This is a genomic window from Streptomyces sp. NBC_01515 (genome assembly GCF_045040345.1).
GTDB lineage: Bacteria > Actinomycetota > Actinomycetes > Streptomycetales > Streptomycetaceae > Streptomyces.
On record NZ_CP109416.1, the window covers coordinates 10530467 to 10548592 of the forward strand.

At 70.2% G+C, this 18126-nt stretch carries 12 protein-coding genes; 9 read left to right on the top strand and 3 right to left on the bottom strand.

Annotation, left to right across the window (positions count from 1 at the left end):
- Nucleotides 1-210: 210 nt before the first annotated feature.
- The gene (locus OG407_RS46570; RefSeq protein ID WP_405867129.1) at nucleotides 211-8052 is read right to left on the bottom strand and encodes an SDR family NAD(P)-dependent oxidoreductase; all 7842 of its coding nucleotides are present in this window, start codon (nucleotides 8050-8052) and stop codon (nucleotides 211-213) included.
- A gap of 82 nt (nucleotides 8053-8134) precedes the next feature.
- Between OG407_RS46570 and OG407_RS46575 the strand changes: the two genes are divergently transcribed.
- Entirely contained in the window at nucleotides 8135-8572 is a 438-nt protein-coding gene (locus OG407_RS46575) for a hypothetical protein (RefSeq protein WP_405867131.1), read from the top strand.
- Between the two features lie 30 nt (nucleotides 8573-8602).
- Complete coding sequence (locus tag OG407_RS46580; protein ID WP_405867133.1) at nucleotides 8603-9532, top strand: oxygenase MpaB family protein; 930 nt, start codon at nucleotides 8603-8605, stop codon at nucleotides 9530-9532.
- 30 nt (nucleotides 9533-9562) lie between these two features.
- Here OG407_RS46580 and OG407_RS46585 read toward each other — a convergent pair whose 3' ends face one another.
- Both OG407_RS46585 and OG407_RS46590 read right to left on the bottom strand, forming a co-directional pair.
- On the bottom strand, nucleotides 9563-10369 hold the full coding sequence (locus OG407_RS46585) for a class II aldolase/adducin family protein (protein ID WP_405867135.1): 807 nt from the start codon (nucleotides 10367-10369) through the stop codon (nucleotides 9563-9565).
- 144 nt (nucleotides 10370-10513) lie between these two features.
- The gene (locus tag OG407_RS46590) at nucleotides 10514-10963 is read right to left on the bottom strand and encodes an Lrp/AsnC family transcriptional regulator (protein ID WP_327398979.1); all 450 of its coding nucleotides are present in this window, start codon (nucleotides 10961-10963) and stop codon (nucleotides 10514-10516) included.
- A gap of 186 nt (nucleotides 10964-11149) precedes the next feature.
- Between OG407_RS46590 and OG407_RS46595 the strand changes: the two genes are divergently transcribed.
- The 7 genes from OG407_RS46595 (at nucleotide 11150) to OG407_RS46625 (ending at nucleotide 18112) form a co-directional block, all read left to right on the top strand.
- A complete protein-coding gene (locus OG407_RS46595; protein WP_405867137.1) occupies nucleotides 11150-12295 on the top strand; it encodes an acyl-CoA dehydrogenase family protein in 1146 nt (381 codons plus the stop codon).
- A gap of 59 nt (nucleotides 12296-12354) precedes the next feature.
- A complete protein-coding gene (locus tag OG407_RS46600; protein ID WP_405867139.1) occupies nucleotides 12355-13116 on the top strand; it encodes an SDR family NAD(P)-dependent oxidoreductase in 762 nt (253 codons plus the stop codon).
- A gap of 69 nt (nucleotides 13117-13185) precedes the next feature.
- Nucleotides 13186-14325, top strand: coding sequence for a thiamine pyrophosphate-dependent dehydrogenase E1 component subunit alpha (locus OG407_RS46605; protein ID WP_405867141.1), 1140 nt, complete (start codon nucleotides 13186-13188; stop codon nucleotides 14323-14325).
- Nucleotides 14322-15290, top strand: a complete 969-nt coding sequence (locus OG407_RS46610) for an alpha-ketoacid dehydrogenase subunit beta (RefSeq protein ID WP_405867143.1) — start codon at nucleotides 14322-14324, stop codon at nucleotides 15288-15290. Before OG407_RS46605 ends, OG407_RS46610 begins: the two co-directional genes overlap by 4 nt.
- A 13-nt stretch (nucleotides 15291-15303) precedes the next feature.
- On the top strand, nucleotides 15304-16617 hold the full coding sequence (locus tag OG407_RS46615; protein WP_405867145.1) for a dihydrolipoamide acetyltransferase family protein: 1314 nt from the start codon (nucleotides 15304-15306) through the stop codon (nucleotides 16615-16617).
- A gap of 130 nt (nucleotides 16618-16747) precedes the next feature.
- The gene (locus OG407_RS46620) at nucleotides 16748-17443 is read left to right on the top strand and encodes an alpha/beta fold hydrolase (RefSeq protein WP_405867147.1); all 696 of its coding nucleotides are present in this window, start codon (nucleotides 16748-16750) and stop codon (nucleotides 17441-17443) included.
- A gap of 66 nt (nucleotides 17444-17509) precedes the next feature.
- Nucleotides 17510-18112, top strand: coding sequence for a helix-turn-helix domain-containing protein (locus OG407_RS46625; RefSeq protein WP_327398972.1), 603 nt, complete (start codon nucleotides 17510-17512; stop codon nucleotides 18110-18112).
- Nucleotides 18113-18126: the final 14 nt, after the last annotated feature.

Genomic DNA, 18126 nt, shown 5'->3' on the forward strand with positions numbered 1-18126 from the left:
GACTCCGTGTCGCCGTGATGATCACCCCGCCGGAAAGAAACCGGACACACAAAAAAATGCTCCACCGTCCCGGAGGGCGGTGTGGGCATCTGAAGGGTTTGGCAACCACAACTGCAACTGAGATCAATAGTAGCACGGCGCGATCGGCCATGTGCGGACGTTAATTTCATTTCTCATGTCGCCGACGTAGATATTGGGTTTCGTGCCGGACTACGCCAGCGCCTCGATCCAGTCACGGACGACCTTGGCCGTCGTCGCGGCGTCCTCCTCCAGCACGCTGAGATGCGTGCCGGCGGTGTCCGCCGTGTCCCGCACACCCGGCCAGGACGAACGCCACTCCCGAGGCATGTCCGCCAGCGGCTCGGAGGCGCGCACCAGCAGGGTCGGCACCTCCGTGTGCTCCGGCTGCCAACCCCGGAACATCCGGGTGTACGCGCCCAGCGACAACAGCGTCAGATCGTCCACCATCGTGTCGAAGCTCTCGCCGACCAGCAGCGGAATCCGCGCGGGCAGGGACAACAGCCACGGCTCGGCCTCCCGGTCCGGGGTGACGTGGTACGAGTCGATCAGCACGAGCCCCGCCGGGGGAGCACCGAGGTCCGCCAGCCGGGTGGCGAGCGCGTGGGCGGCCGTACCGCCCATGGAATGACCGACCAACACGTAACGCCGGTCGCCGAGTTGATGCCGTACGGCCGTGGCCTGCGCCTCGGTCAGCGACTCCAGGTCCCGGGCCACCGCGTCTCCGTCGTCGATGCCGGGGTGCCGCACCTCGAAGACGTCCCGCTCACCCTCGAAACAAGGGGCGAGCCCCGCGTACCAGGGGCGGCCCAGGTTGCTGGCGAAGCCGGGAACACAGACGAGGGCGGGACCCCGGGTACCGGCGGCCAGCCGCAACGGCGGCAGCGCGTGCCGGACAGCCTCCTCGGGCCCGAAGGCAGGCGCACCGATGGACGCGGTCACCAGGAGATGCATGGCCGATACGACGTCACCGGTCTCGCAGACCTTCCTGTACAGGGCGGGCAGCGACCGCCCGGCGCCGCGACCACGCTGACCTGGCCCTACCGGCGACGGAACGGTCGCGGCGGAGACCCCGTCGGACAGGCCGCCGCGCAGCTCGCCGTACAGATGCTCGGCGAGCTGCTCCGTGTCCGGCCAGTCGTAGGCCACGGTGACCGCGAGAGGCGTTCCGGTCAGCAGGCTCAACCGGTTGCAGAGCATGACCCGCATCAAGGAGTCGAGGCCCAGTTCCGAGAAGTCCCGGTCGACCGCGTCGGCGTCCGTGTGCCCGAGCACACCGGCGACCTCGGTACGGATCAGCGCCCGCAGCGCGGGCAGCCGCTCGGGCACGGGCAGTGCCACGAGCCGGTCCCGCCAGGACCCGGCGGCACCGTCCGCCGGGACGGTGGAAGAGGCCGACGGCCGGTCCGCGCGCAACAGCCCGCGCAGCGGCGGCGGGACGACGGTCCCGGCCGGGATGGCCTTGGGCGAGCGGTCCAACGGCAGTGGCGCGAGGACCGGTTCACCGCTGCCGAGCGCGGCGTCGAAGAGCGCGAACGCCTGCTCGGGGGAGACCGCGCGCACCGGCCCGCCGTGAACCCGGCCGCTGCGAGCCGCCATGCCTTCCTCGTCCGCCCACGCACCCCAGGTCAACGACAGTGCGGGCAGGCCGAGTTCAGCGCGATGGCGGGCGAGCGCGTCCAGGAAGGAGTTCGCCGCCGCGTAGTTGGCCTGACCGGGATTGCCCAACAGCCCGGCGGCCGACGAGAACAACACGAACTGCGCCAGGGGCAGTTCCTTCGTCAACTCGTGCAACCGCCAAGCCGCCTCGGCCTTCGGCCGCATCACGACCGCCAGCCGCTCAGGAGTCATCGAGGCCAGCACGCCGTCGTCCAGGACCCCGGCCGCGTGTACTACGGCGGTCAGGTCGGGCCCGAACGTCTCGACCACGGCGGCGAGTTGGTCGCGCTCAGCGATGTCGCAGGCCACCAAGTCCACCTGCGCGCCCGCCTGCTGGAGTTCGTCCCGCAACTCCGGCGCGCCCGGGGCCTGTTCGCCGCGCCGACTGAGGAGTACGAGCCGCCGAACTCCATGCCGGTCGACCAGGTGCCGGGCGAGCATCGCACCCAGGGACCCGGTGCCACCGGTGATGAGAACAGTGCCCCCGCCGAGGGAGCCGTCGGTCGTCGAACCGGACGCGGTCGCCAGGCGCGGGACGCTCAACATGCCCTCACGGACGGCGATTTGGGGCTCCCCGGTGGCGAGGGCGGCGGGCACCTGTCGTAGTGACTCGGGGCGGCCGTCGACGTCCACGAGGGTGAGGCGACCGGGGTACTCGGACTGGGCGGTCCGCAGCAGGCCCCAGACCGTCGCGGCGGGCAGGTCGGGGGAGGCCCCGGCGGCACCGCGCGTGACCACGGCCAGTCGCCCGGAACCGGTGAGATGTGTTTGCAGCAACTCCAGCGCCCGTACGGTCAGTTCGTGCGCTGCGGCAACCGGGTCGGTGTTCGCGTCGCCGGGCGCGGACAAGGACGCCACGACCAACTCCAGTGTTTCCTCGGACCATGACGACTCGTCGTCGGCGGATGCCAGGAACGCGGCCAGGCTCAGGTCGTCCGTCTCCGACATCGCTACGGCGGGTACCTCGCCGGTGGTCGGAACGCCCGTCCAGCGCAGCCGGTACAGCTCTCCGGCCGGGGTGGGACCCGTCTCCGGCGCCGGTCGGGTCGTCATCGACTCCAGCCGGGCCACGGGCGCGCCCGACGGGGTGGCGAGGTCGAGGGTGATCGAGTCCGGGCCGGTCGTCGTCATACGGACGCGCAGGGCCGTCGCACCCGTGGCGTGCAGGGTCAACCCCCGCCAGGCGAACGGCAGTCGGGGCGCGCCGGTCGGCGGTTCGGTGAGTAGCCCCGGGTGCAGGGCGGCGTCCAGCAGGGTCGGGTGGAGCATGTGGCGCCGGACGTCAGCGACCGGCAACGGGCCCACCTCGGCGAACAGTTCCTCGTCCCGTCGCCACAGCGCCGTGACGCCTTGGAACGCCGGACCGTACGCCAGCCCGGACTCGGCCACTCGCTCGTAGGCGCCGGAGAGATCCACCCGCGTAGCACCCGCCGGTGGCCATGCCGCGAGGGAGACCGCGCCGTCCAGGACGCCGGGAACAGCCGGGCCGAGTCGCCCGGTCGCGTGCTGCGTCCAGGGACCGAGCGCGCCGGACTCCTCGGGCCGCGCGTACACGTCCGCGCTGCGGCGCCCGGAGTCGTCCGGCTCGCCCAGGACCACCTGGAGTTGGACGCCCGCTTCGTCGTCCTCGGGCAGGAACAGCGGGTTGAGCAGGGCGAGTTCCTCCAGTACGGCGAGACCGCACAGGTCGCCCGCGTGCAGCACGAGGTCGGCGAACGCGGCGCCGGGCACGAGGGTGTGCCCGCCCACGACGTGATCGCGCAGCCACGGCTGGGCCGCGCCGGACAACCGGCCCGTGCACAGCAGGCGTTCGGTCCCCGGCAGCGTGACCGTCTGCGTGAGTAGCGGGTGCCCGGAACCGGCGCTCGCGTCGGCGCCGGTGTCGGGCAGCCAGTAGCGCTGCCGCTGGAAGGGATAGGTCGGCAGGCCGTCGACCCGTCGGGCGCCGCTGTCCGCGTACACCCGGTGCCAGTCCAACCGCACGCCGTGGACGTGGAGTTGGCCGAGCGCGTCGAACAGCGTCCGTGGCTCGGCGGCGTCCCGGCGGGCCGCCGGGGTGAAGAGGAGTTCCTTGCCGGTCCCGGCCAGGCTCGCGGCGGCCTGGGCCGTGAGCTGGGCGTCCGGGCCGATCTCGGCGAACGCGGTCACCCGTCCGTCGTGCGCCAGCCAGTGCACGGCGTCACCGAACCGCACGGCCTCACGGGCATGCCGTACCCAGTATTCGGCCGACCGCAGCTCGTCCCCGGTGGCCGGCAGCCCGGTCAGACCCGACACCACCGGGATGGTGGGGGAGTGGTACGTCAACTCGACTGCGACGCGCCCGAATTCGGCCAGCATCGGCTCCATGAGAGGGGAGTGGAAGGCGTGGCTGACCCGTAGCCGGACGGTACGACGGCCGCGTACGGCGAACCGCTCCGCGAGCGCGAGGACCGGTTCCTCCGCGCCGGAGACGACGACCGCGCGGGGGCCGTTCACGGCCGCGATCGCGACCCCGTCGGCCAGCTCGGACGTCACCTCCGCCTCGGTGGCGTCGAGCGCCACCATGGCACCGCCCTTCGGCAGCTCCCGCATCAACCTCCCGCGCGCAGCGACCAGTTCGACGGCGTCCGCCTCGGACAGCACGCCCGAGCAGTGGGCGGCCGCCAGCTCACCGACCGAGTGTCCGGCCAGGAACTCCGGTCGCACGCCCGAGGATTCGAGCAGCCGGAAGACGGACACCTCGAAGGTGAAGAGGGCGGCCTGGGCGAAGTCCGTACGGTTCAGCAGCGCGCTAGCGTCCGCGTCCCAGAGGATCGAGCGCAGCGGACGTTCCAGGTGGGCGTCGAAGCGCGCGCACAAGGCGTCGAAGGTGGTCGCGAACACCGGGAAGGTTGCATACAACTCCCGTCCCATGCCCGTCCGTTGGGCTCCCTGACCGGTGAAGAGCAGGGCCAGGCGGGCGGTCGAGTTGGTGGTGTGTGGCAGGGCGGACGTCGTCAGGGTGTCGAGGGCGGTCAGTGTCGCCGTGCGGTCGTCGGTGGCGACGGTGGCTCGGTGGGGGAGTGTGGCTCGGGTGGTGGCGAGCGTGAACGCCAGGTCCGGCAAAGGGAGTTCGGGGTGGGCGCGCAGGAAGTGGGCGGTGCGTGCGGCCTGTTCGCGCAGGGCTGCCGGGCTCGCGGCCGAGAGCAGCAGTGGGGGTGTTACGGGGCGGCGAAGGGGCGGTTCGTCGACTACGGCCGCCTCGGGCTCCTCCAGGATCACGTGCGCGTTGGTCCCGCCGATGCCGAACGCCGACACCGCCGCGCGTCGCGGGCGACCGGGCTCGGGGAGCCACTCCTCGTCCTGGGAGAGCAGCCGTACGGTGCCCGACGACCAGTCCACGTGGGGCGACGGTTCGTCGGCGTGGAGTGTGCGGGGGAGTCGGTCGTGGTGCATGGCCAGGACGGTCTTGATGACGCCGCCGACACCGGCCGCGGCCTGGGTGTGACCGAGGTTGGACTTCAACGAGCCCAGCCACAGCGGGCGTTGGGCGGTGTGGTCCTGGCCGTAGGTCGCGAGGAGTGCGTGTGCCTCGATCGGGTCGCCGAGTGCGGTGCCCGTGCCGTGGGCCTCCACGGTGTCGATGTCGGCCGGGGTCAGTCCCGCGTCGGCCAGCGCCGAGCGGATCACCCGTTGCTGGGCAGGGCCGTTGGGGGCGGTGAGCCCGTTGGACGCGCCGTCGGAGTTGACGGCCGAGCCGCGTAGCACGGCGAGTACGGGGTGGCCGTTGCGGCGTGCGTCGGAGAGCCGTTCCAGCAGGACCAGGCCGACGCCCTCGCCCCAGGCGGTGCCGTCGGCCGCCGCAGAGAAGGGCTTGCAGCGGCCGTCCGGAGCCAGCCCGCGCAGTCTGCTGAACGCGATGAACGGGCCGGGCGAGGCCATCATCGTGACCCCGCCAACGACGGCGAGCGAGCACTCCCCGTCGCGCAGGGACCGTACCGCCGAGTGCATCGCGACCAGCGACGACGAGCACGCGGTGTCCACCGTCACGGCGGGCCCGCGCAGCCCCAGCGTGTAGGCGATGCGGCCGGAGGCCACGCTGCCCGCCGAACCGAGGGCGAGATGGGCCTCCAACTCGTGCCCGCCGCGGTGCAGTAGACGGCTCGCGTAGGTGGCGTGCATGACGCCGACGAAGACGCCGGTGTCGCTGTCGCGCAGACCGGCGGGGTCCATGCCCGCCCGCTCCAGCAACTCCCAGCCGGTCTCCAAAAGCAGTCGCTGCTGGGGGTCGGTGGCGAGGGCCTCGCGGGGCGACATGTTGAAGAAGGCAGCGTCGAAGTCGGCCGCGCGGTCCAGGAATCCGCCCCGGCGGGTGACCGACTTGCCGAGGTGGTCGGGGTCCGGGTCGTACAGGTCGGCCACGTTCCAGCCGCGGTCGGCGGGGAAGTCGGAGGTCGCGTCGGTGCCGTCGGCGACCAACTGCCACAGATCCTCCGGGGATTCCACTCCGCCCGGGTAGCGGCAGGCCATGGCCACGATGGCGATCGGTTCCCCGGGATCGGTGTTGTAGCTGTCTCCGGTTGTACGCGCGGGGCTGTCGCCGTGCAGCGCGTCGCGCACCAAGGTCGCCACGGCGGCCGGCGTGGGGTGGTCGAACACCAGCGTCGCGGGCAGGGCCAGACCGGTCGCCGTGCCGAGCCGGTCGCGCAGCAGGACAGCACCGAGCGAGGTCAATCCCTGTTCGTTGAACGGCAGTTCAGAGTCCAGTTTGCGCACGGGTACGTCGAGAGTCCGTGCCGTCACTTCGAGAACCAGGTCGAGTACGGCGTCGGACGCGGACGCGGACGCGAGCCGCTCGCGCAGCGCGGCCGAGGCGGTCGTACGTTCCGCCGCGAGGCGCTCCGGTAGCTGCTCGGTGAGCACGGCCCGGGCGATCTTGCCGGACGCGGTACGGGGGAGGGACGCGGTCGGATAGATCTCGTCCGGCACCTTGAACCCGGAGAGCCGCTCCCGGCAGGCGGCGAGGGCCAGCGCCGTGTCGACCCCGTCCGGGCCGGGCACGACGAACGCCACCGGCACCTCGCCCAGCACGTCGTGCCGCCTGCCGACCACGGCGGCGTCGGCGATGTCGGGGCGGGTCAGCAACACCCGCTCCACTTCGGCGGGGTTGATGTTCACACCGCCCCGGATGATCAACTCCTTGACGCGGCCGGTGACATGGAGCTGACCCTTCGCGTCGCGCCGGCCGAGGTCCCCGGTGCGGTACCAGCCGTCGGTGAACGCCTCGGCGGTCGTGTCCGGGCGGTTGTGGTAGCCGGTCATCAGCCCGGGACCGCGCACCCAGATCTCGCCCTCATCCCCTTCGCCCGCCTCGGCACCGGTGGACGGATCGGTGATCCGGACGTCCAGCACCAGCAGCGGGAAACCACGCGAGGGGTCGTCGCGGGGGCCGTCGAGCCGCTCGATCGCGATCTTCCCGCAGGTCTCCGTGGAGCCGTAACCGTCCAACAGGGGTGCGGCCAGCGTCAGTTCGACCTCGGCTCGCAACTCAGGCGAACAGGGCGCGCCTCCGCTGACACACACCCGCAGCGAGGGCGGCACCGGACGCGCGGTCGCCCGTAGCGACTCCAGCAGGAGGCGGTAGGTCGCGGGCACCCCGCCCAGGATCGTGAACTGCTCGGCGGCGAGCGCCTCGGCGAGGTTCGCGCCCGGCGCGAGGACGCGCGCGGTGGCACCGACCGAGAGGACGCCCAACAGGCACACGGAGTGGCCGAGGGCGTGGAACATCGGCAACGGCCAGAGCAGCCGGTCCTGTTGCTCCAGGCCGAAGGCCGGCACGTAGGCCGCCGTCACCGACCACAGTCCCGAACGCTGCGTGGAGACAACGCCCTTGCTCTGCCCGGTGGTGCCCGAGGTGTAGTGGATCCAGGCCGGTTCGTCGAGGCCGAGGTCGTCACGGGGTGCCGTACCCGAATCCGTACCGGCAAGATTCTCGAAGGCGATCGTGCCATCGGTCGGGTCGTCCTGCCCGACGACGATCACCCGTTGCACGGAGGCGAGTTGGGCGGGCGGTTGTTCGCTCACCATCGCCATGGCGCCGCTGTCGTCGAGGAAGTACGCCAACTCCTCTTCCGACGCACCGGGGTTGAGGAGCACGCCGATCGCCCCGGCGCGCAGCACCCCGAGCCAGGTCTCCACCAGCTCCACCCGGTTGCCCAGATGGATCGCGACCCGGTCCCCACGCCGTACCCCGAGCCGGACCAGGTGCCCCGCCACCCGGCCGGTGCGCTGCTCCAACTCCCGGTAGGTGACGGCACGTCGGTCGTCCCGGTATGCGGTCTTCTCACCGATCCGTGTTGCGTGCTCCCGCAAGATGTCCGGCAGTGTACGCACCGACTCGCCCCCGTAAATTCCCATTCCCACCCTTTCGTTCCCCCATTGCGAGCGGTCACCGTACGACAGTCGCCGTCGGACGGCGGCATAGGGCACGCTCTACGGCATGGTGATGTGCGATTACTTCTCGGCCACGAGTGACGAGGCTGCCGTCGGCGTCCTCGACGCACCGGGCGGGCCCGATTCGTCGGTGTTCGACGTGCTGTCCCTCAAGGGCGTCGACCCGGTGGTCGTGATGGCGCGGCTTGAAGGCATCCTCACCGACTGCACCTACGACGAGGCGCGCGCCCGCCCCCGCTCCGGGCAACTGCTCTCGGACCCCGAGGCCGAGGCGGCCTTCGTCATCAGCGTCTCCGACACCCTCCGGGACGCCCTGGCCACGGCGTCCGATAAGCGACTGGACCTGGCGGCAGGGCCGTTCGCGGCTGTCGAAGAACTGGGATTCACACCCACCAAGACGTCGGAAATGCTCCATCGGTTGTCCGGCTTGGCCCGGCGAGCCGCGGCGGAGAACCGGCGGCTGTACTGCTGGTGGGCCCTGTAAGAACCACAACTCGGCAGTCAGGAGAGGCACTTGACCACCCACGGCGATCCGTCGACACCCGAGCCGCTCGGTCCGTCGTCTCTGGTCTGGCGGTACTTCAGCGACTGGCGGGGCATGCTGATCGGCCTCTGGGCCGGGTCGATGCAGAACATGCATCCCGCCCTCGGCGCCGGAGTAGAGGAACACTCGGAGTTCTTCGAGGAGCGCTGGGAACGCCTGCTCCGCTCCCTCTACCCGATCGCCGGAGTGATCTACGACGGCCCGGACGCGGCCCGTATCGCCCGCGAGGTCCGCGACTATCACGTCGGTATCAAGGGAGTTGACAGCCAGGGGCGGCGCTATCACGCCCTCGACCCGGACACCTTCTTCTGGGCGCACGCCACCTTCGTCATGGTCCCGGTGCTGCTGTGCCAGTACTTCGGCCGGCCGCTGACGGAGGAACAGAAGGAGCAGTTCTACGCGGAGAGCCTTCAGTGGTACCGGCTCTACGGGGTCAGCGACCGGCCCGCTCCCGCCAACTGGGCAGGATTCACCGCCTACTTCGAGCGGATGTGCGCCGACACCCTGGAGGACAACTGGGCGGCGCGCACCGTGCTCGACATCGGGCGTATCGGTAGACCGCCTTTTCTGAAGTGGCTGCCGGACGTGGTGTGGAGGGTGATCAGGGGTCCCCTGACCCGGCCCTTCGTCTGGAGCACCGTCGGGATGTATCCGCCCGCGGTGCGCGCCAAGTTGGGCTATCGCTGGTCGCGTCGGAGTGCGGTCGGGCTGTGGCTGGTGGGCCGTACCGTCGCGCTCGGCTGGCACCTCGTGCCGTTCGAGCGGCGCTACCACCCGAGGGCCCGGGCCGCCTGGCGGCGGGCGCGCGGTCTCGCCGTAGGACCGGTCGAGACGCCGCGGCGGAATCTGCCTCCGGTGGAGCGCAGGGGTGACGGCAAGCACTACGCGCCCGACGTGTAGCCGTCGGCGGGTGGTTGTGCTCGTGGCGTCTCAGCCCAGGACGTCGGGTTCTTCCTCCACCACGAGGTCGGCCAGGAGATTGAAGTTGTGGCGGGCCATGTTGGCGTTGCTGAACTGCCGGTGGGCCAGGGTGACTTCCTCCTCGGTCATGACGCGGGGCTTGCCCGCGGCGTCGGCGAGGAGCTGCATCTGGCAGGCGCGGTCCATGGTGATGAACCACCACGCGGCCTCCTCGACGGACCGCCCGACCGTCAGCAGACCGTGGTGGCGGAGAATGGCGGCCCGTCGGTCGCCGAGCCGGACGGCGATCCGCTCGCCCTCGGTCCGCTCCAGCACCAGGCCCTTGTACTCGTCGAACAGCACATGGTCGTCGTAGAAGGCACAGGACTCCTGCACGATCGGGTCCAGGAGCTTGTCGAGTGACGCGAAGGCCCTGCCGTGGATGGTGTGCGCGTGCGCCACCGCCACGACGTCCGGGCGGGCCTGGTGGATGGAGGAGTGGATCCAGAAGGCCGCCTTGTTGGTCCGGCGCTCGCCCTCCATGACCCGGCCCTCCTCGTCGATGAGAAGCAGGTCACTGACGCGGATCTTGGAGAAGTGCACCGCGTACGGGTTGACCCAGAACCTGTCGGGGAACTCGGGGTCCCGCGCGGTGATGTGTCCGGCGATGCCCTCGTCGAAGCCGTAGCGGGCGAAGATCCGGAAGGCCGCCGCCAACTGCCGCTTGCGGTGGGCGCGTTCGGCCTCGATGGTCTCGCGGCTCTCCGCCAGGCGAGGAATGTCCAGTTCCTCGGTGTTCTCGAAGTCGATGTCGTTGCTGCCGGTGGTGAGGGACATCGGTGCGTCCTTTCCGGTGCGCGGCTCAGGGTGCGCGGGTCACGGGTCACGAAGAATTTCTTTCAGGCTGCAACCATCTCCCGTCTCGTGTCAACCTGCGAGGCAAGAAATGTTGCCTCCTGGGTATGTCCGGCGTTCGTCGTCTCAGTCGCCCCTGCGCCATGCGCCCAGCACCATGAGCGTCTTCGTGCCGATCACGGCGCCCGTGCGCCGGAGCCGGTCGATGACGTCTCTCAGGTGCTGCACGTTGGTCACCCGGACGCGGACCAGGGCGTCGGGGTCGCCCGCGACGGTGAAGACCTCCAGGGCCTCCGGGACGCTGGTGGCGGCCATCGTGATCGCCTCGACCTTGACGTCGCCGGCGAACCGCAGCTCGACGAACGCCTCGAAACCGGAGCCCAGCTTCCCGTGGTCGAGGGTGACCGTGTAGCCGGCGATGACTCCGACCCGCTCCAGCCGGTCGACCCGGCGTTTGACCGCCGACGGGGAGAGGCTGACCCGTTCCGCGATCTCCGTCATCGTCCGGCGGCCGTCCTCGACCAGCAGCTCCAGAATCGCGCGGTCGACGCTGTCGATGAGTGCCGTGTCGGTCATGTGGGCCTCCTCCTCTTCTTCGTGGTGCCTGTTTTTTGCGGGTGAGCCTGCCCCCGCTCGACTTTTTTGCATCACATGCAAGATACCCGCAACTTAATTGCCACCGCCTGTGTCCCGCCGGTCCACTGACAACGCCTGCAACTGGTCGGCGACCGCCGTTCGAGGGCGTGAGGAAGGGACCCAGCGGTGAAGGTTGAGCGCGAACTACCGTCCGGCGAAGCCCGGGAACTGTTGGAGCTGACGGTCGACATCGCGGACAAGGAACTCGCCCCGCGGGCAGCGGAGTTCGAGGAGGAGGGCCGCTTTCCTCGGGAGGTGTTCGGCGTCCTGGGAGAGGCTGGGCTGCTGACCCTTCCGTTCGGCGAGGACGTGGGGGGAGGGGGCCAGCCCTACGCCGTCTACCTGCAAGTACTCGAAGAACTGGCCGCCCGGTGGGCCGCTGTCGCCGTCGGTGTCAGCGTCCACACGCTGTCGTGCCACCCCGTCTCGGCCTTCGGCTCCGCGAAACAGCGGCAGACGCTCCTGCCCTGGCAGTTCAGCGGCGCCGCACTCGGCGCGTACTGCCTGTCCGAGGAGCACGCGGGTTCCGATCCCAGTGCCATCCGGGCCGGCGCGACACGTGACGGCGAGGCGTGGGTGGCCCGGGGTACCAAGGCCTGGGTCACGCATGGCGGCGAAGCCGACTTCTACACCGCGTTCCTGCGTACGTCCGAGGATCCGCGCAACGGCATCTCGTGCTTCCACGTCGACGCCCGATCACCCGGCCTGAGCGCGGGTGCCCCGGAGCGCAAGATGGGGCTGCGGAGTTCGACCACCGCGCTGATGCACTTCGACGATGTGCACATCCCCGGCGACCGGCTGATCGGCGAGCCCGGCCAGGGCCTGAGGATCGCGCTGTCCGCACTCGACGCAGGCCGGCTCGGCATCGCCGCGGTCGCGGTCGGGATCGCACAGGCGGCGCTCAACCACGCGGTCGAGTACGCGCGGGAACGCCGGACATTCGGCCGCCGCATCATCGAGCACCAGGGCATCGGATTCCTGCTCGCCGACATGGCCGCGCGCACCGAAGCGGCTCGCGCCACCTACCTGGTCGCCGCCCGGCGCAAGGACTTCGGCCAGGAGTTCAGCCGCCAGGCCAGCATCGCCAAACTCATCGCGACGGACACCGCCATGGCCGTGACCACCGATGCCGTGCAGGTCCTCGGCGGTGCCGGATACGTCCGTGAGCACCCCGTGGAGCGCTATATGCGCGAGGCGAAGATCACGCAGATCTTCGAGGGCACCAACCAGATCCAGCGCATGGTCATCAGCCGCCATCTCGCCGACTCCTGAACTCGGCCTCGTTTGGCATGACTTGCACATTCCCTACGACTTGAAGGAAGGCGGGCACCATGACATCTCGCGATGCTGTCGCCGTCATAGCGGGAGGCGGCTCGGGGCTGGGGCGGGCGACCGCACACCGGCTGCACCGACAGGGCCGTACCGTCGTGCTGTTGGACCTCCCGAACAGCCAAGGGGAGGCCGCAGCAGCCGCGTTGGGGGAGCGCGCGTATTTCGTCGCGGCGGACGTGACCGATCCGGGCCAGGTCCGGCAGGCCTTCGCGCACGCGGCAGAGCACGGGCCGGTGCGCGTGGCGGTCAACTGCGCCGGAGTCGCGACTCCGGGCCGCATCCTGAGCAAGCGGGGAGTGCTGCCCGCCGAGGACTTCCGGCGCGTGGTCGAGATCAATCTGCTCGGCACCTTCCACGTGCTCGCCGCCGCAGCCGCCGTCATGGCCGACAACGCCCCGGACAACGGGGATCGAGGCGTCATCGTCTGCACCGCGTCGATCGCCGCCTACGACGGGCAGATCGGCCAGGCCGCGTACGCGGCGAGCAAGGGCGGGGTCGTCTCGCTGACCCTGTCCGCGGCCCGGGACCTCGCCGACTCGGCCATCCGTGTCGTCACCGTCGCGCCGGGGCTGTTCGACACCCCGCTGCTGTCGGGCCTGCCGGAGAAGGCACGGACTCAACTGGGCGCCGCCGTACCGCATCCGTCCCGCCTCGGCTCACCGGACGAGTACGCGGGCCTGGTCAGTCACATCCTCGACAACCCGATGCTCAACGGCGAGGTCATCCGCCTCGACGGCGCCCTGCGCATGGCCCCGCGCTGAACCCCCGCACCGACAAGGCCCGTTGACCCGCTCTCCCCGTCGAGAGCGTCGCCCGGAAAGAGAACACGCATGGCACACGCCGTACAAGACCCGCCGTCGGAAACGTCCTTGGCCGATCCGCCCATCCAACTGCTCGATCCGGCAGGGAACTTGGGTACGGACCCGCGGTTGCCCCTCGACCCGGCGACCGTCGACCTCCCCGCCCTCCACCGCGACATGGCGCTCGTCCGCCGACTGGACACGGAGGCCATCGCCCTTCAGCGGCAAGGGGAGTTGGGCCTGTGGCCGTCGCTTCGCGGCCAGGAGGCGGCACAGGTCGGAGCCGCGTACGCGCTGTACGACCGGGACATGGTCTTCCCCACCTACCGCGAGCACGGCGTGGCCTGGTGCCGCGGCCTCGACCCGGTGTCGCTGCTCGGACTCTTCCGGGGTACCACGCTGGGCGGCTGGGACCCCTACGAACACCACTTCAACCTGTACACGCTGGTCATCGGCGCGCAGACCCTGCACGCGGTGGGCTACGCGATGGGCCTGTACCGGGACGGCAGCACCGGCTCGGGCGATCCGGAGCGCGACACGGCCGTGCTGGCATTCCTCGGCGACGGCGCGCTGAGCGAGGGCGAGACGAACGAGGCGTTCATCTGGGCCGCCGCCCAGAACCTGCCGGTCGTCTTCTTCTGCCAGAACAACCAGTGGGCCATCTCCGCCCCCTACAGCGTGCAGAGCCGCATTCCCGCGGCCCAACGCGCCGCCGGATACGGCTTTCCCGGCATCCGCGTGGACGGCAACGACGTACTCGCCTGCCTCGCCGCGACGCGCCAGGCGCTGGACCGGGCGCGAACCGGCGGTGGCCCGACGCTGATCGAGGCGGTCACCTACCGCGTCAACGCCCATACGACGGCCGACGACGCGACGCGTTACCGGGCCGCCGAGGAGACCGAGGACTGGACCGCCCGGGACCCGCTGGACCGGCTGCGCGCCCACCTTCAGTCGACGGGGGCCGTGACCGACGAGTACTTCACCGACCTCGAAGCGCGCGAGCGGGACCTGGCCGAACAACTGCGTGCCGGCTGCCGCGCGTTGGCAGACCCCGACGCGTCCTATCCCTTCGAGCACACCTACGCGCGGATGCCCGTAGATCTGCGCCAACAGCTGCGCCAGCACATGAAGTTCGTCTCCACCGGCCCGCAGGACGGAGAGCGGAAATGACCGTTTCCATGGTCAAGGCTCTCAACGACGGCCTGCGCCAAGCCCTTTCCGACGATCCCCAAGTCCTGCTCATGGGCGAGGACATCGGCCGCCTCGGCGGTGTGTTCCGCGTGACGGACGGACTGCGGAAGGATTTCGGTGAACTGCGGGTGGTCGACACCCCGTTGGGAGAGGCAGGCATCGTCGGAGCGGCGATCGGCCTCGCGATGCGCGGCTACCGGCCGGTCTGCGAGATCCAGTTCGACGGCTTCGTCTACCCGGCCGTGAACCAGATCATCACCCAACTCGCCAAACTCCGGCACCGCTCGGCGGGCCGCATCTCCCTGCCCGTGGTGATCCGCATCCCCTACGGCGGTGGCATCGGCTCGATCGAGCACCACTCGGAGTCACCGGAGACGTACTTCGCCCACACGGCCGGGCTGAAGGTGGTCACCTGCGCCACCCCGCACGACGCGTTCCACATGATCCAGCAGGCTGTGGCCGAGGACGACCCCGTGGTGTTCCTCGAACCCAAGCGGCACTACTGGACCAAGGGAGAGGTCGACCCGGCCTCGGCCCTCCCGCTGGAGCAGGCCGTCGTCCGCCGCGCGGGAACGGACGTCACGCTGATCGCCTACGGTCCGACGGTGCCGGTCGCCCTGGAAGCGGCCGACGTCGCGGCGGCGGAGGGCCGCAGCGTGGAGGTCATAGATCTGCGCAGTCTGTCTCCGTGGGACGTCACGACCGTCCGCGCGTCCGTGCACCGCACCGGGCGGGCCGTCGTCGTCCATGAGGCCGCCTTCTCGCACGGGTTCGGTGCCGAGGTCGCCGCGCGGTTGCAGGACGAGGAGTTCCACTTCCTCGAAGCACCCGTCGTACGGGTCACGGGATACGACACCCCCTACCCGCCCAGCCGGCTGGAGTCGGACTGGCTGCCCGGTGTCGACCGGGTCCTCAACGCCATTGACCGCAGCCTGAGTTACTAGGAGGGGCGCCGTCGTGACGAGCCCGCAGCAGTTCTTGCTTCCCGACGTCGGCGAGGGTCTGACGGAGGCGGAGATCCTCGTCTGGTCGGTCCGGCCCGGTGACGTCGTCGAGGTCAACCAGATCATCGTCGAGGTGGAGACGGCCAAGGCCGCCGTCGAACTTCCCTCGCCCTACGCCGGCGTGGTCAGCGCCCTCCACGCGGAAGTTGGGGACCTGCTACCAGTCGGCAGGCCGCTCATCACGATCGACACCGACGCACCGGGCGAGGCGGCGGGCGGAGCGCCGGACGGTGGGGTGGCGCAGCAGCCGGATGCGGAACAGGCCGCACTGCTGGTCGGCTACGGTCCGCAGGGCACCGGCACCGGCCGTCGCAGAAGGCGTCCCGCGCACCACGCACACCCGCAACGCGCGGACAGCGTTGCGGTCAGCGTGCCGGAGCCTGCCGTAGCTCGGCCGGCGGCGAAACCGCCGGTGCGCAAACTCGCCAAGGATCTCGGCGTCGACCTGACGACCGTCGCGCCCACCGGACCCGGGAACACCATCACCCGCGAAGACGTCCACGAGGCCGCCCGAGGCGCGACCCCGCAGACCGCTCCCGCGCCGGACGCCTCCGGGAGTCCCGAAACCCGCATACCGATCAGGGGAGTTCGCAGGCACACGGCCGCCGCCATGGTCGCCTCCGCCTTCACCGCACCGCACGTCACCGAGTTCATCACCGTCGACGTCACCGCCACCATGCGCCTTCGTGAACTCGTCGCCGGGCGCCGGGAGTTCCGCGATCTGCGGGTGACTCCGCTGCTGTTCTTCGCCCGGGCCTTCCTGATCGCGCTGGCCAAGACGCCTGAGGCGAACAGCAGTTGGGACGAGGCGGCGCAGGAGATCGTCCTGAAGCACTACGTCAATCTCGGTGTGGCGGCGGCGACGGACCGCGGTCTGGTCGTGCCGAACATCAAGGGCGCGGACCGGATGTCGCTGCACGAACTGGCCCAGGCGCTGGCGGACCTCACCGCGACCGCCCGCGCCGGCCGCACGTCCCCTCAGGACATGACCGGCGGCACCGTCACGCTGACCAACGTGGGGGTGTTCGGCGTCGACACCGGTACGCCGATCCTCAACCCGGGGGAGGCCGCCATCCTCGCCGTCGGCGCCGTCCGCCGTATGCCCTGGGTGGTCCGGGACGACGACGGGAACGAACGCATCGAGCCTCGCTGGGGCACCCAGCTGGCGCTCTCCTTCGACCACCGGCTCATGGACGGCAGGCAGGGCTCCGAGCTGCTGGCCAATACCGCGCAGATCCTGCACGAACCGGGGCTCGCGATGCTGTGACGCCAGCTGCGCCCGCCGGGTGTTTGGCCTGTGAGGCAACTTATTTTGCCCATGAGGTTGACGCGGGTAGGGCAGGACCGTGACTCTGTGGGAAGACCGAGGGGCTTTGGAATCTCAGGAGGAGCGGGCTATGGCAACGTTCGTACTCGTACACGGTTCGTGGGGCGGTGGCTGGGTGTGGGACCGGTTGCGCCCCCTGTTGGAGAGCGCCGGCCACACGGTGCTCACGCCCACGCTGACCGGCCTCGCCGAGCGGCACGAGCTCTCCGCGCCGGACGTCGGCCTGAGCGTGCACGCGCGGGAAATCGCCGAACTCCTCGCATCCGAAGGGGTGGTGGACGCGATCCTGGTCGGGCACAGCTACGGCGGGATGGTGATCACGGGAGCGGCAGCGCTCGCCCCCGATCGGGTCGGGCAGGTGGTGTACGCGGACGCGTTCGCCCCCGTGACCGGTGAGTCGGCGTTCACGATGCTGCCGTGGCTGGAGAAGGCGTTCTCCGAGTCGCCGGGGCCCGCCGAGTGGGAGGTGGCGCCGCTCGACCCCGGGTTGCTCGGGGCGGACGACGAGGGGGCGGCGTGGCTTTCGAGCAGGCTGACCCCGATGCCGCGCTTCACCCACGAGGAACCGCTCGGTCCCGGGAGCGAGGATGCTCTGGCGAGCAGAGCGGTCACCTACATCTACTGTGCCGATCAGGCCCTGTTCACCGATATCGCCGCCTCGGCGGAGAAACGGGGATTCCGGGTCGTGGCGCTGCGCGATGTCACCCATGTCGGACTGCTCACGAGCCCGCACATCCTTGAGCGGGAGCTGCTGAACCTCGTGTAGAGGGAGACCGTTCGATGTACCTTTCAGGCCCGGTCTATTGCCTCAGGGGCATGTTAGTGTGCGGGAATGCCGATCGAGGACACTGATCTCTGGGTTGCCCAACGCCTCAAGGACATGCGGGGCGAGCGTGGCATCACCCTGACGACACTGGCCGAACAGACCGGCATTTCCTCGGCGCATCTCTCGCGCCTGGAGAAGGGTGTACGCAAGCCGTCCATCGGTAGCCTGCTGCAGATCGCCCGCGTTTACGGCGTATCCATCAGCGAGTTGGTGCAGGAACCCGATCAGGACGACTTCCATCTGGTGCGTGCCGACGCGGCGATGACACGCGACGGGCAGGACGGCCGGTACACCGTACTGAGCGGGCCGCGGGAAACCATGTCCGTCATCCGGCTCGAATTGACAGCCGGTAAGAACACCAAGACCGCCCGGCACGTCGGCGAAGAATGGCTGCACGTGCTGTCCGGGGCGATCACTCTCGATATCTCGGGAGTTTCGCTTCAGCTCGACACCGGGGATTCGGTGCACTTCGATTCGTCGAAGGAGCATCGTCTCACCAACAAGGACGATGCCGTCGCGACCGTCCTGATCGCATCAACAGCGGCAACTGTTCCGATGCGGCACCCCATTCCGGCGTCGTCACGTCGCAACTCGGCGGACTCGCGCTGAGGATTGCGTGAACG